This window comes from Serratia sp. JSRIV004, assembly GCF_019968705.1.
GTDB classification, from domain to species: domain Bacteria; phylum Pseudomonadota; class Gammaproteobacteria; order Enterobacterales; family Enterobacteriaceae; genus Chania; species Chania fonticola_B.
Map to the genome: position 1 here is coordinate 2506387 of NZ_CP074140.1, position 14716 is coordinate 2521102.

Annotated in this window: 13 protein-coding genes and 2 pseudogenes; 9 read left to right on the forward strand and 6 right to left on the reverse strand. The window is 52.5% G+C overall.

What is annotated here, in order from left to right; all coding sequences use genetic code 11:
• Positions 1–3: 3 nt before the first annotated feature.
• From KGP21_RS12005 to KGP21_RS12015, 4 genes and pseudogenes are all read left to right on the forward strand, one after another.
• A complete protein-coding gene (locus tag KGP21_RS12005) occupies positions 4–402 on the forward strand; it encodes an immunity 22 family protein (RefSeq protein WP_071680592.1) in 399 nt (132 codons plus the stop codon).
• A gap of 342 nt (positions 403–744) precedes the next feature.
• Positions 745–833 (forward strand): annotated as a pseudogene (locus KGP21_RS29765) (RHS repeat-associated core domain-containing protein); the annotation flags it as partial.
• Positions 834–978: 145 nt separating this feature from the next.
• Positions 979–1266, forward strand: a pseudogene (locus KGP21_RS29770) (hypothetical protein).
• Positions 1267–1300: 34 nt separating this feature from the next.
• Positions 1301–1663, forward strand: coding sequence for an SMI1/KNR4 family protein (locus KGP21_RS12015; RefSeq protein WP_223538302.1), 363 nt, complete (start codon positions 1301–1303; stop codon positions 1661–1663).
• Between the two features lie 73 nt (positions 1664–1736).
• Here the strand turns inward: KGP21_RS12015 and KGP21_RS12020 are convergent, their stop codons facing one another.
• The 4 genes from KGP21_RS12020 to KGP21_RS12035 all read right to left on the reverse strand — a co-directional run bounded on the left by KGP21_RS12020 (position 1737) and on the right by KGP21_RS12035 (position 4804).
• The gene (locus KGP21_RS12020; RefSeq protein WP_223538305.1) at positions 1737–2090 is read right to left on the reverse strand and encodes a SymE family type I addiction module toxin; all 354 of its coding nucleotides are present in this window, start codon (positions 2088–2090) and stop codon (positions 1737–1739) included.
• Positions 2087–2311, reverse strand: coding sequence for a SymE family type I addiction module toxin (locus KGP21_RS12025; RefSeq protein WP_223538308.1), 225 nt, complete (start codon positions 2309–2311; stop codon positions 2087–2089). Before KGP21_RS12025 ends, KGP21_RS12020 begins: the two co-directional genes overlap by 4 nt.
• Positions 2312–2387: 76 nt before the next feature.
• Positions 2388–2753: a helix-turn-helix domain-containing protein gene (locus KGP21_RS12030; protein WP_218519494.1), complete on the reverse strand. Its 366-nt coding sequence runs from the start codon at positions 2751–2753 to the stop codon at positions 2388–2390.
• A gap of 272 nt (positions 2754–3025) precedes the next feature.
• Positions 3026–4804, reverse strand: coding sequence for a sigma-54-dependent Fis family transcriptional regulator (locus tag KGP21_RS12035; RefSeq protein WP_223538518.1), 1779 nt, complete (start codon positions 4802–4804; stop codon positions 3026–3028).
• Positions 4805–5256: 452 nt separating this feature from the next.
• Between KGP21_RS12035 and ygeW the strand changes: the two genes are divergently transcribed.
• From ygeW to arcC, 5 genes are all read left to right on the forward strand, one after another.
• Positions 5257–6444, forward strand: a complete 1188-nt coding sequence (gene ygeW, locus KGP21_RS12040) for a knotted carbamoyltransferase YgeW (RefSeq protein ID WP_021804807.1) — start codon at positions 5257–5259, stop codon at positions 6442–6444.
• A gap of 73 nt (positions 6445–6517) precedes the next feature.
• Entirely contained in the window at positions 6518–7711 is a 1194-nt protein-coding gene (gene dpaL, locus KGP21_RS12045; RefSeq protein ID WP_223538311.1) for a diaminopropionate ammonia-lyase, read from the forward strand.
• 68 nt (positions 7712–7779) lie between these two features.
• A complete protein-coding gene (locus tag KGP21_RS12050) occupies positions 7780–8997 on the forward strand; it encodes a YgeY family selenium metabolism-linked hydrolase (protein ID WP_223538314.1) in 1218 nt (405 codons plus the stop codon).
• Between the two features lie 474 nt (positions 8998–9471).
• Positions 9472–10872: a dihydropyrimidinase gene (gene hydA, locus KGP21_RS12055; RefSeq protein ID WP_223538316.1), complete on the forward strand. Its 1401-nt coding sequence runs from the start codon at positions 9472–9474 to the stop codon at positions 10870–10872.
• 26 nt (positions 10873–10898) lie between these two features.
• Positions 10899–11831 (forward strand): carbamate kinase, encoded by a 933-nt coding sequence (gene arcC / locus KGP21_RS12060; protein ID WP_115158325.1) that lies wholly within the window; start codon positions 10899–10901, stop codon positions 11829–11831.
• Between the two features lie 60 nt (positions 11832–11891).
• Here the strand turns inward: arcC and yqeB are convergent, their stop codons facing one another.
• Positions 11892–13481: a selenium-dependent molybdenum cofactor biosynthesis protein YqeB gene (yqeB, locus tag KGP21_RS12065; protein WP_223538319.1), complete on the reverse strand. Its 1590-nt coding sequence runs from the start codon at positions 13479–13481 to the stop codon at positions 11892–11894.
• A gap of 28 nt (positions 13482–13509) precedes the next feature.
• Entirely contained in the window at positions 13510–14286 is a 777-nt protein-coding gene (gene yqeC, locus KGP21_RS12070) for a selenium cofactor biosynthesis protein YqeC (RefSeq protein WP_223538321.1), read from the reverse strand.
• Positions 14287–14716: the final 430 nt, after the last annotated feature.

The following is a 14716-nucleotide window of genomic DNA, read 5'->3' on the forward strand; positions in this document are numbered from 1 at the left end:
TTTATGGAAAACAATAGAAAAAGTTATCCAGTAAGTATATGGATTGGTATAGCTGATGAAAATTTTGATGAATATATAGATCAAGATAGCTATGGTGAGGCATGTGGTTTTTGCAAAGACATCGGACAAACATATGATGTGGATACATTCTCTGTATACGTTTCAGAGGGTGTGGTGGACTTAATGGATTTGATTGTTGAGATACCATTTAGTGAGTCATATGAGGATGCCTTAATTGCTAAATGTAATGAAATAGGATTAGTGAAGGTTAACTCTTATATATCGATATTAAATGAGGAATTTGATTTCCCTGATGATAAAAAAGATTTTTCAGGGTTAAAATTTATAGGTACCTTCCAATACTATTTGCCAGATGCATGGTCTAAGGGGGGTATCATTTAGGTTTTATTTATGGAAGCTCCGTATTGGAGCTTCTCTATCACCGTTGCCTTTTATTTCATCAGTATTGCTGGCTCAACTCGAATCATCACCTTACCAGGCATCACGCTGGTCGACAGCGGTTGTCCGGTAAGGCCACTCCCAGCTAAATCCAACTCGTAGCTCCGAATATCTAGTGTTACGCTGATATCGATTGTGTCCCTGCTTCCCAATTAGTCTGTATTTACATTACTATTTTATTTGCAATAATTTTGTGCAGATAAAATCATCAAAATAGGGCGGTAGCATACGGACTACGATGCAAAGCCTTTGGTTAAATGTAGGTACGATCAACCAGTGGGTTGATACCTGACGCCAGACCCGATAGGGCTGGCGGGGGGCTGAACCCTTATAGTTACGTGCATAACCCGCTGGGATGGATCGATCCGCTGGGTTGAGTACATGTAATGCACCGAATGGTTATAGAGCCGGTGATGTAGATCCCCATGGTAATTTATCTCCAGGAGTAAATCGTGCTTCGGGACATGCGAATAGCAAAACTGATGGTTTTGTCCAAGGTCATCACCCTATTCAGGATGCATGGACCAAGAAAAAACTAGTGTATTTCACCGAGACTCTGCACCAGCAACATTATTGAAATCAGCATCTGGTAGCCCTCACGCTAAAATTAGTGTGGCTCAACGAGTTCGACGTGCTTTACCTGGTGGTTAGGATACAACGTTGAAGCAGGAGTTCAATACTAGTTATAGCGAAATGTTAAAAGCTGGAGTTCCGGTAAAACAAGCAAGACGAGCCCTTAATAATGCCTATAAATATTTTGATGGACTCAGGGAAAGTAACAAATTCAATCCGTTCTTTGATATTTAATGCATTGTCATTTTAATAATAAAGGTGGTTGTATATGGATAAAGATAAAGTTTTAGAAGAGTTAGAACGCATAGAGTTGAGTCAAGGTGTTAAATTACCAAATGCGTATAAGAAATTTTTATCTGAGGAAGTTCAAGATAAAGAAGTCTATGAGATAGAAAATAAGCAAGGAGGCTCTGTTTATATATTTAATTATCTAGATGTCATTGAGAGAAATGAAACGTATACAATACAAGAGGTTGGGCCGGACTATTTTTTAATAGGACAAGATGGTGATCTTGGATATTTTATTTGCTCAAAAGATAATGGTGATAAAATTTATAGTTTAGATCTTGGTGCTCTTGGTAGTCTAGATATGGATGAGGAAGCAAAAGATCTATATGATTTACGAGCATGATTTTTATATAGATATATCTATAGTTGGACCGGGATGATCTCCCCTAGATCTTCCCGGCTATTTTTATCTGTTACTACGCCAATATATTACCCTGCTGTACCTGAATCACCAACTGGCCGGGAATCACGCTGATCGCCAGTGGTTGCCCGGTAAGGCCGCACTGCGTCAACCAGTCTCCCGCCAGATACAGCTCACCGTTATCCCGTATCCAGTCCGCACCGATATGAGGGTGAGCATCCACCTCCAATAATAACCGCTCAATCTCTCCCGTATTAGATACCAACGTTATTAACAATCCATCCTGATACGGTTCTATCTTAAATACCGCACCCGCCACAAACCCCGCCTTGGTAATATCCACGCCATCGATAATCAGCTCAGGAATAATCCCGCCCGCGGTTGTCTGTATAATAGCGCATCCGTTCATACATTGCCCTCCGCCTGAATAATCAATCTTCCCTGTTCAATATTTACCGTGACCGACTGGCCCGTTAAGAAGCCGTGCTGTTCCAGCCAATAGCCCTTGATAATCAGCTGTGGCGCGGGCTTCTTGATACCTCGGTTGGGCGAATAGCCCACGGTGTAATGGCGTGTTGCCTTGGGGGCTTTATTTACAGTGGTGCCTGACTTAGAATCGCTCTTAGCCATAATCAACTCCTGCTTAGTTGCTTGTGGTGAGCGGCGATAGTGGGCTGCAACCCGTTATCGCCGCGTTACTTATCAGTTAGTTACGCGCCTGTGCAATCATGGCGCTTAACATCTCAGAAATTATCTGCTGTTTTTCCTGCGGCAAATTAGCAATCGCTTCTATCTGCTGCTGCCACTTCGGAGTCGGGACACTCTCGCGGAGGGAAGACTCCGTCGTTGCTCCAAACAATTCCTCTAGTGAAACCGAAAAAATGTTTGCTATGGCAGGGAGTGAAGACACCTTGATGCGACGGCGGCCAGCCTCCCATGCTTGCACTGTCTGTTGGGAAACGCCCAACTGCTCAGCCAATTCGGTCTGAGTAATGGTACGTTCTTTGCGCAGGCTGGTAATGCGTTTGCCCAACGCAATGAAAAAATCACGTTCTTCGCTACTGATCGCCATAGTTGCCTTGGTTCCTGAATGTCACAAGACAACCATAACATACCGTACATTTTACTACGATATGATGTGAATACTACAATATGTGGTTTTATTGGGTCCAGTTGTTTTCATATGTAAATTGAGGTTCTTTGAAGCAAGAATAATGCGATGCATTTCGCAGATTGAGATAAGAGCGCTATACGCCTTGAAAAGAGATATTGATAGCAGGAACAAGGACAGTCTTGGGCTAGCCAGCTAAACGCGCCAGCCCGGCACACAATTAATCTTCCCCCTCAATGAGAACACAGCTCATACTTCTTTATCTTGCGATACAGCGTCGCGATACCAATCCCCAGCTTCTCCGCCACCACCTTCTTGTTCGCATGTTGGCTCAGCGCCTCCTCAATCATCAGTTTCTCCATACTCTCCAAACCCGCCATATCGTGGTTTTCACAACTCTCTGTGGTTTTATACGTAGATACGCTGGCGCGAGCCTCCAGATGTTGCCCACGGGTCAGATTGGGCGGCAGCAGATAGGTATCAATGATCTCACCGCTCGGCACCACGTTAACCAGATACTCCATCAAATTACTCAGTTCGCGCACGTTGCCTGGCCAGCGGTGTCGGCGTAGCAGCTCGAGTACCTCTGCCGAGATGCCGGGGTAGATAATGCCGATCCGCTTGGTGTGCAAACTGAGGAAGTAGTGCACCAGCAGTTCGATATCGCCTTCGCGCTCACGCAGCGGTGGCAGGGTGATGGGGATAACGTTCAGGCGGTAATAGAGGTCTTCACGGAACTTGCCTTCGGCAATGTACTGTGCCAGGTTCTGGTTGGTGGCGGAGATAATGCGGATATCGACCGGGATCGGCTTGCTGGAGCCGATCGGCAACACCTCACGGGATTCCACCGTGCGCAGCAACTTGGCCTGCAACATTAGCGGCATATCACCGATCTCATCCAGGAATAACGTCCCCTGATTGGCCGCCTGGATCAGCCCCACCTTGCCATTGGCCGAAGCGCCGGTAAATGCCCCCTTCAGGTAACCGAACAGTTCACTCTCCAACAGTTGATCCGGAATGGCGGCGCAGTTAATGGCGATAAAGGGTTTATCGCTGCGGTTACTCAGCCGGTGGATCGCCCGCGCCACCACCTCTTTGCCGGTGCCGCTTTCGCCAACCACCAATACGCTGGAGGGGCTGGGGGCAATACGGGTGATTAAGCTCTTCAGCAGACGCATCGGTTTGCTTTCCCCCGCCAGTTGCTCAATACGCGGGTCTTGCAGGCTCAGCGTTTCGTCAAATGAGGAGTGTGACTGATGAAAAGCCATTAAAAATAATTGATGATCTTGAACCTGATGCAACTGGCCAATCATAATCTCCTGGTTATCGTCGAAGGAGAGAATATGTTGCAGATGTCCGCTGGTGTAATTTTGCTGGAAAGTGAGGGCGCGAATAGTAAAGGTTTTGCCGATAATATTTTCCTGCGGCATATTGAGCTGTTTTAAGGCCATCATATTGGCAAACTTAACCTGGCTCTTTTCATTGAGTATTAACACCCCCTGATCCATATTTTCAATCAGGCTGAAAAGCACTTTATTTAAACCACCGCTGCCGCCTTGCGTCTCCAATAAGTTGGAAACGAAAACGTTGGAAATATTGCGCACGTAGCCCGAGAACTCTTGCAGGTTATCCCGTAACCTTTGCTGCTGTTCCAGGGTGAAGGCCACCAGGCTGATCACGCCGATGCAGGCATCTTGGAACAGGATAGGAATGCCGAGGAAGGCCTTTTCCTGGCACTCATCTTTGCTGGTGCAGCCTTCGCACACCGGGTCGTAACGGGAGTGGGTGACTATTTTTTCGTTTTTGGTATCAAGCACATATTTCAACAACCAGGAATTGCTGCCGAGCTTGATGCCAAATTGTTTGCCATACGGGCCAGTGCCTGCCACGCGTACCAGGTTGGCATCGACAATCTCTACCTCCAGCAGCAACACGCTGGAGAGCATCTTGGTAAAGCGCAAAATTGTCGGTTGGATCTGCATAAGAGCCGACTGGGCAGTGGCCGGTGCTATCATCACGCGTCTCCCGTTATCGTCATTGAAAAAGAAACGATAATACACTACGGCTAGCTATAATTTGATAGTCATCAAGCTAATCCCACAGAGAATAGAGATTCTGCTGTTAGCATCACATTTTATTATCAAAATGATACTGCGCGCTAATTGCTATCATTTTGGGTTGCGAGAAAGGCTGATAATTATAAATGGCAGATTTACGCCGTAGGGAATTATCCCTTGCCAGCAACACCCTGACTGTAAATTTCACATTAACCGCCCCGAAAGTCCCGTTTTATGTGATCGCCATCATAATACTCCGCAGTTTTATGTTACGCAGCTTAACTTTCCCCTTGTTGGCACGCTTATTGATTGTCCTGTAGCCAGACGCTGAAAAAGCGTATTGGTTATTCCGAGGTTAGGCACTTGTTTTAACGGATCACCACCACACTCTCTATTTAGGGGCAAAGATGAGAACAGTTAACCAGTTAATTAAGGAAATAAGCGCGTTAAAGTCCAATTTACATCAAAAGGACTTTTTACTGACGTGGGAACAGAGCCGTGACGAGCTGGAACTGGTGCTCAAGCTGGCGGAATCGCTGAAAACCATGCGCTCAGAAAACATTGCCACCAAGATTTTCAACAGTGGCTTAGGCATCTCCATCTTCCGTGATAACTCCACGCGTACCCGTTTTTCTTATGCCTCGGCGCTCAACCTGCTGGGGTTGGCGCAGCAAGATCTGGATGAAGGTAAATCGCAGATCGCCCACGGGGAAACGGTGCGTGAAACGGCCAATATGATCTCCTTCTGCGCGGATGCCATCGGTATCCGTGACGACATGTATCTGGGGGCAGGCAACGCCTACATGCGTGAGGTGGGGGCCGCGCTGGATGAAGGATTTGAGAAGGGCGTGCTGCCACAGCGCCCGGCACTGGTCAACTTGCAGTGCGATATCGATCACCCAACCCAGGCCATGGCGGATCTGGCCTGGTTGCAGGAGCACTTCGGCAGCCTGGAAAACCTGAAAGGCAAGAAGATCGCCATGACCTGGGCCTATTCACCCAGCTATGGCAAACCGCTGTCGGTGCCGCAGGGCATCATTGGGCTGATGACCCGCTTTGGCATGAAGGTGACGCTGGCCCATCCGGAAGGTTACGACTTGATCCCGGACGTGATCGAAGTGGCGAAGAACAACGCTGCTGCTTCCGGTGGTAGCTTCCAACAGGTGACCTCGATGGCCGAAGCCTTCCAGGGCGCGGACATCGTTTATCCGAAATCCTGGGCGCCATACAAGGTCATGGAGCAGCGTACCGATCTGTTGCGTGCCAACGATCACGCGGGCCTCAAGGCGCTGGAGCAACAGTGCCTGGCGCAAAACGCCTACTACAAAAACTGGCACTGCACCGAAGAGATGATGAAGCTGACCAAAGGCGGCGAAGCGCTCTATATGCACTGTCTGCCAGCGGACATCACCGACGTCTCCTGCAGTGAAGGGGAAGTCTGTGCCAGCGTATTCGAGAAGTACCGTATTGCCACCTATAAGGAAGCCAGCTGGAAGCCTTATATCATCGCGGCGATGATCATGGCGCGCAAATTCTCCAACCCGGGTCTGGTGTTGGATCAATTACTGAAAGAAGCAGAAAAACGCATTAAATAAATTTACCTGGTCAGGGATACCGGGCGGTGTCCCTGCACGGTGAAAGTTAATGCGACCAGAAGAGGTAGCGGTTATGTCGGTTTTTTCATTGAAAGTGGCGATAGAGGATAACCGTTATTTTAACGGCGAAACCTCCTCTCTGTTCTCTAAGGCGCAAGCGCAGAAAGCGCGCGAGTTTCATAAGAAGATCGCGGGTTATCAGCCAACGCCGTTATGCGCGTTGGACGATCTCGCGCAGCTGTTTGGCGTGCGGAAAATCCTGGTCAAAGACGAGTCCAAACGCTTTGGTTTAAACGCCTTCAAGATGCTCGGCGGTGCGTACGCCATTGCCCAGCTTTTGTGTGAAAAGTACCAGATTGATATCAATGCGTTTTCTTTCGAAAAGTTTAAAGCCACGGCGACCGAGAAGATGACCTTCGCCACCACCACCGACGGCAACCATGGCAGGGGGGTTGCCTGGGCGGCGCAACAGCTAGGCCAGCATGCGGTGGTGTATATGCCTAAAGGCTCGGCGCAGGAGAGGGTGGATCACATTCTCAACCTGGGTGCCGAGTGCATCGTCACCGATATGAACTACGACGATACCGTGCGACTGACCATGAAAACGGCCCAGGAACGCGGCTGGCAAGTGGTACAGGACACCGCCTGGGAAGGCTACACCAAGATCCCAACCTGGATCATGCAGGGTTACGCCACGCTGGCAGACGAAGCGGCCGAACAGATGCGGCAGATGCAGATCGAGCGGCCAACCCATGTGCTGTTACAGGCCGGTGTCGGGGCGATGGCCGCGGGCGTGCTGGGCTATCTGGTAGACGTGTTAGGCGCGGATAAGCTGCATTCGGTGATTGTCGAACCCGAGCTGGCCGACTGTGTTTATCGCTCCGGGGTAAAAGGAGAAATCGTCAACGTGGGCGGCGATATGGCCACCATCATGGCCGGTCTGGCCTGTGGTGAGCCTAACCCCTTGGGCTGGCCGCTGCTGCGTAACTGCGCCACGCAGTTTATTTCCTGCCAGGACAGCGTGGCGGCGCTAGGGATGCGGGTGTTGGGTAATCCGCTGGGTAACGATCCGCGCATTATCTCCGGCGAGTCCGGTGCCGTGGGGTTGGGCGTGCTGGCTGCGGTACATCACAGCCCGCAACGTGCGCAGCTGATGCAAAAACTCGGGCTGAATAGCCAGTCGGTAGTGCTGTTAATCAGCTCCGAAGGCGATACCGACGTGAAGCACTATCGCGAAGTGGTGTGGGAAGGGAAGCTTCCGGTTTAACCACCGCCGTCAGATTACTCAACCTCTCGCAGCAGCGAGGGGTTATAAAAAATTGGAGAAAGAACACAATGGCAAAGCAAATTCCTTTCGAATTGGTATTAGAGAAAGCCTACCAATACAAAGATGAGATGACGCGCTTCCTGCGGGACATGATCGCCATCCCGAGTGAAAGCTGTGACGAAAAACGGGTGGTGATGTGTATCAAGAAAGAGATGGAGAAGGTCGGGTTCGACAAGGTCGAGATTGACCCGATGGGCAACATCCTGGGCTATATCGGCCACGGCCCACACCTGATTGCGATGGACGCGCATATCGATACCGTCGGCATCGGCAACATCAAGAACTGGACCTTTGACCCGTATCAGGGCATGGAAAACGACGAGATCATCGGTGGCCGTGGCGCATCGGATCAGGAAGGTGGCATGGCTTCCATGGTCTACGCGGGCAAAATCATCAAGGATCTGGGGCTGGAAGATCAGTATACGCTGCTGGTGACCGGCACCGTGCAGGAAGAAGACTGCGATGGCCTGTGCTGGCAGTACATTATTGAGCAATCCAACATCCGCCCAGAGTTTGTGATCAGCACCGAACCGACCGACTGCCAGATCTACCGCGGCCAGCGTGGCCGTATGGAAATCCGCGTGGATGTGCAAGGCATCAGCTGCCACGGCTCGGCACCGGAACGTGGTGACAACGCCATTTTCAAAATGGGCCCAATCCTCAACGAATTGCAACAGCTGTCCGGCAACTTGGGCAATGACGATTTCCTGGGCAAAGGCACACTCACCGTTTCAGAGATTTTCTTTACCTCACCTAGCCGCTGCGCGGTAGCAGACAGCTGTGCGGTATCTATCGACCGCCGCCTGACCTGGGGCGAAACCTGGGAAGGGGCGTTGGACGAGATCCGTGCGTTACCAGCGGTGCAGGCGGCCAAGGCAGTCGTGTCGATGTATGACTATAGCCGTCCGTCCTACACCGGTCTGGTGTACCCAACCGAATGCTACTTCCCAACCTGGAAGGTCGAAGAAGATCACATCACGGTGAAAACCCTGAGCAAGGCCTATCAGGGCCTGTTCAAGAAGCAGCCGGTGGTGGATAAGTGGACCTTCTCAACCAACGGGGTTTCCATCATGGGGCGCCACGGTATTCCGGTGATCGGTTTCGGTCCGGGCAAGGAGCCTGAAGCCCACGCGCCGAACGAGAAAACCTGGAAAGACCATCTGGTGACCTGCGCGGCTATGTATGCCGCCGTGCCTTTGGCTTATCTGGAAGAGTTGCAGAAATAAGCGTCCCCTCACCCCAACCCTCTCCCACAGGGAGAGGGAGCTGTCCGGAGCGTGTGGTTGGTCCGTGCAGCTTCGGAAAGTGGGGTACAAGAGGAAAGATATTACACATAGAAATCAGCGGTCTCTACAGGGAGAGGGAGCTGTCCGGAGCGTGCGGCTGGCCCGTACAGCTTCGGACAGTCGGGTGCAAAAGGAAAGGTATTACGCAAAGAAATCAGCGAACTCGATCGGCCCCCACAGGGAGAGGGGGCTGGTGCAGAGTGATTTCAAATGTGCATATTTCATCTGTAACGAGGGTGATCTAGTAGGCGAGCCTCTGCTTCTTCAGGAAGAACGCTAAAACATCCGCGAATTCGATCGGTTCCCTCTCCCTGTGGGAGAGGGTTAGGGTGAGGGGCCTATCCAGCACCCAGCAAGCATCACACGGTTAAATACCCGGCCCCCTCCGCCGGATTTTTTTATGGAGTGCCAGCAATGAAGCAGTTGATTAAGAACGGCATTCTGGTTGATAGCGACGGGCAGTATCCTCAGGATTTGTTGATTGAAAACGGGGTGATCTGCCAGCGCGACACGGCGATCGAAGCCGATAACCATTGTGAAGTTATCGATGCTTGCGGCTGTTATGTCATGCCCGGCGGCATTGATGTCCATACCCATTTCAATATCGATGTCGGCATCGCCCGTAGCTGTGACGATTTTTTCAGCGGCACTCGCGCGGCGGCCTGTGGCGGCACTACCACCATTATCGATCATATGGGATTTGGCCCGGCGGGCTGCAATCTCCATCATCAGCTCAACGTCTACCACCAGTATGCGGCCGGCAATGCGGCGATCGATTACGGCTTTCACGGCGTGATCCAACATATTGACGACGGCATTCTCGAAGAGATGGCCAGCATGGTGCATGACGAAGGGATCAGCAGTTTTAAGCTGTATCTGACCTACCTCTACAAGATCAATGATACCGACGTGCTGCGAGCCTTGGGGCAGTTGCGGCAGGCTGGGGCATTGACTACCGTCCACCCAGAAAACGATGCCGCGATTGCTCTGCGCCGTGCTGCGCTGGTGGCCGCCGGTAAAACAGCGCCGATCCATCACGCATTAAGCCGCCCGTTGGAATGTGAGGCTGAAGCAATTAGCCGGATGATCAATCTGGCCCATCTGGCAGACAACGCGCCGCTGTACATCGTCCATTTATCCAATGGGCTGGGGCTGGATTATTTACGTCTGGCACGCCAACAGCGCCAACCGGTGTGGGTAGAAACCTGCCCGCAGTATCTGCTGCTCAACGAACAATGTTACCTGCGTGAAGATGGGGCGAAATACATCCTCAGCCCGCCTCTGCGTGACCAACGGGAATTGGATCGCCTATGGGTGGGCATTGCCGACGGTTCGATCGATACCGTCGCTACCGATCACTGTACTTTCCCTTACCACCAACGGCAGGCAATGGCGGCAGGGGACTTTACCCGCTGCCCGAACGGCCTGCCTGGGGTCGAGAATCGCATGATGCTGCTGTTCTCTCACGGAGTGATGAGCGGACGGATTTCCCCTTCACGCTTTGTGGCGCTCACCAGCAGCAACCCGGCGCGGTTGTTCGGCCTGTGGCCGCGTAAAGGCAATCTAAACCCCGGTGCAGATGCTGACGTGGTGATCTTTGATCCGCGCCAATCCACGGCTATCAGCCATGATCGGCTTCATGACAAGGCGGATTATTCCCCTTATGAAGGTTTTCAGTGCCAGGGCGTGCCGGTGCTGACGATGTGCCGGGGCGAGGTCGTAGCGCGTAATGGCGAATTTACCGGGCGGCAAGGGTACGGGCAGTTCTTGCGTCGTCGGCCTTTCAATGCCCAGATCGCGGCAAAAATGGGGTAACACCTCACTAAACAACAAGGATCAACATGAACAAGAAAATAGTGCTGGCATTGGGCGGTAACGCATTGGGTGAGGGCCTGGCGGAACAGATGCAGGCGGTCAAAACCACCGCGCGGGCGATTGTCGATTTAATCGAGCACGGTCACCAGGTAGTGGTCACCCACGGCAATGGCCCGCAGGTGGGCATGATCAACCTGGCGTTTGAGGCGGCGGCAAAAAGTGAAGCCCATACGCCGATGCTGCCGATGTCGGTGTGCGTCGCGTTGAGCCAGGGGTATATAGGTTACGATCTGCAAAACGCCCTGCGTGAAGAGTTGCTCGATCGCAATATCGTTAAACCGGTTGCCACTTTGATCACCCAGGTGATCGTTAACGGCAGCGATCCGGCGTTTCTCAATCCCACCAAGCCGATTGGTTCGTTCTTTACCAAGGCCGAAGCCAACCAGCTGACCAAGAACGGTTACAACATGGTAGAAGATGCGGGCCGTGGCTACCGCCGGGTCGTTGCCTCGCCCAAGCCGATCGACATCGTCGAGAAAGAAACGGTACGCGCCATGATGGAGGCCGGGCAGGTGGTGATCACCGTGGGTGGCGGGGGTATTCCGGTGATCCGCGAAGGTAACCATCTGCGGGGAGCCAGCGCGGTGATCGACAAAGACTGGGCCAGTGCCAAACTGGCAGAGATGATCGATGCCGATATGCTGATCATCCTCACCGCAGTGGAAAAGGTAGCGATCAACTTTGGCAAACCGAATGAGCAATGGCTGGAGCAGTTGAGCATTGCCGATGCCCAGCGCTTTATCGAAGAAGGGCACTTTGCCAAAGGCTCAATGCTGCCGAAGGTAGAAGCGGCGGTGGCGTTTGCCGAATCCAAGCCAGGGCGTCAGGCGTTGATCACGGTCTTGAGCAAGGCTCAGCAGGGCATTGAAGGCAAAACCGGTACGGTGATTAGCCATTAATCACAGACACCAGACTCACAAGAGGCGCTGCATACTGCACCCCTTGTGAGTCAACAATCGTTATCTGCGGCCAAGTTTCATCATGGCTTCAAGCACCGCCCCGGCGACGGCCCGCGCCTTATCTGACACCGTGGTGTAATCTGCCAGCGTACCGCGCGGATCGATATCACCGATTTTAGTGCCGGTTTTGACCTCTAGCCCATCATGCAGCAAACCGCGTACCATACCGGAAAGCGGCGCAATCACCGGCACCTCGCCGCAGTGGGCCACCACATCCCCCTCCTGCACCAAATCCCCCAAAGCGACGCGACATTGCATAATGCCATCGGCGGGTGCACGGATCACCCGACGGGTGGTGTGGCCAGCGATATTACCGGGAATGCCGGTATTGGGATGGGTGTAGCCTTGATAAATCACCCGCCCCAGCGCATGGCCGCGATTGGTTTCGATCACCGCATCGCAATCCTGTCCGGCGTTGAAGCCAGGGCCAAGAGCCACGGTAATCGGGGCCATATTGCGATGGGTCCCCAGGTTTTGCTTGGCCAGGATGGCATCCACCAGAAAACGGGGTTTGAGCTGCTCCAGGCTGCGGGTCTCTGGGTCAACCAGCAGCGGGATCTCGCCACGGTTGATGATGTCGAAAGCTTCGTTGACGTCGTTGGCCAGGCAGGCGGTGACGCCCTCTACGCAGGTTTTGCCGTCAAACATCGCCTGAGCAAATGCCACCGTCCGGCGAATGGCGGTCGGTTGGGCAATATCCAGCATGATGACCTGAAAGCCGGCATGATACAGCCGCAGCGCCACGCCGGTGGCGATATCACCTGCGCCACGGATCACCACCAGTTTGTCGCGCGTTAAGCGGATGTCATTTTTCATCAGCCCGCCAGCAGATTGGTTGCGCACTTGCAGCAGTTCTGCCAGCACGCTAATGGCGATTTCTTCCGGCGTTTCTGCGCCGATGTTGTAGCCGACCGGGGCATGGAGTTTGGCAAGCTTCTCATCATCTACGCCGCGCTGGCGCAATTGTTGGGTAAAGGTTTGCACCTTGCGGCGGCTGGCCAGCAATCCCAGATAGCGCAGCGGCTGCTCGATCAGCACGTTGAGTGCCTCGCAATCCTGATTGTTGGTGGCGATGATCACAAAGTTGGCCGGATCAATATTAATCTTGTCGATGGCCTCTGAGAAGGTCTCGCCATGAACCAGGGTAGTGCCCACCGGAAATAGCGCCGGGTCGAGGCTGGTCGGGTAGATATCGGCAACGTGAATATCAAAGCCCAACGGCTTGGCGGCGCTGGCGATGGCGCGGTTGACGTGCCCGGCCCCGATCAATATCAGGCGCGGGCGTAGACCATGCACGTCGATATATACCGACATCGCGCCTCCACAGTCCGAGCCTACTGCATCCTGCCCGGTGCGTGCCATGCGGCCATGAAACACCCTGGCCTTGCGCTCCGTAATGGCGGCAATTGCCTGTTCAATCACCAGGCGTTCGATCATGCCGCCACCGATGGTGCCAATACAGCCACCGTCGGCCATCACCAGCATCTGTCCCGAATGGCGCGGTGTAGATCCACGGCTTTCGATAATCTGGGCGAGCGCAAAGGGCTGGTTTTGCTCTTCTAAACGTGCAGCTTCGGCGAAGATATTCATGATGACCTCGTCAATAACCTCAGAAATATTATCGTGTTAAGCGCCGTATCAGGTGGCGGATCGCCGGGGTCTCCTGCACTGCGCCAAACCAGATGGCGCTGAGCGTCAGCTCTGGCCGCAGCAGGGTTTGCCACCTGGCTGCCAGTTGATTATCACAATGAGAAACCTGATTGATCAGCCAGACCCGCCGCGCCTGAGAGGGTGTACCTTTGAACATCCCTTCAGGGTGCGAGATCAGGGTGTCGAATACCCGGTGATCCAGTATTTCACCGGCCGTGACCCCCGTCAGCGCGGAGAAAATCGCCCAACGGTGAATTTGCTGTGGGTCTGCGGGACGATCGATCACCTGGCCTCCGGTTAGCGCGATAACACAATCACTGCGGGAGGGGATGCAAGGTTCATGCCTTGCCGGGGCTTTCAGGGGTAACCCTCGGGAGCCGTCCGCCTCGGCCAGGATCACATCGAAGGCACCATGCTGTTTGATTGCGTCGATTTGCTCGGGGGTTAACCCGATAACCTTGTTATCCTGCGGCTGATAATGACTGAAGCAGGCGGTAATGGCCGGGGTGCTGCTGGTGGTGGGCGGTTGGCCTATCAACAGGTGGTGGTAGTCGGCAGCGGTGGGCAAGTACATCTTGGTGGTGGTAGTGAACAGCACGCGTTTGCCCTGGTGATAAAAGGCCTGCGCCAGCCAGTGCAGGGTACTGGTTTTCCCCCCGGCGCCAATCAGGGCGATCAGCAGCGGCTGGCCCCGATCGAGGCGGTGATATTCCTCACTGAATAATTCTCTGAAGCTGGGCGTCATAAATAGCCTGTTTTGTGAGCCAGAAAACGGGGTAAATAACGGTGATTTAACCGATAACCAATATGCAGTTTTTTCAGGATAGAGTGCCGATTTAATCGCAAACAACCTTGATGTAATCGCTATTTGGCAAACATTCATACTTTATCGATTGCGGTCTCGTTTTTAACCGAAGTGCTATTTGGCCGTATCAAAGTGATAGCTGGCGATGTTTTTTTGATAATTGATTCTATTAGCGTAGCCGTGATGATTAAGCGACTACCTGCACTGATTGTTATTCTCAGTTGCGATAGTGAGCCCGTTCACAAATAAAATTAACAATTAGAACTACCTCACGAATTTAACCGCTGGCCAACCACGTTGGGAGATTTGGCCTGATTGTTGCTGCGTTATGCCTATCCGCTGTGGAAAACCGCCCTCAGGTTTTTACAGA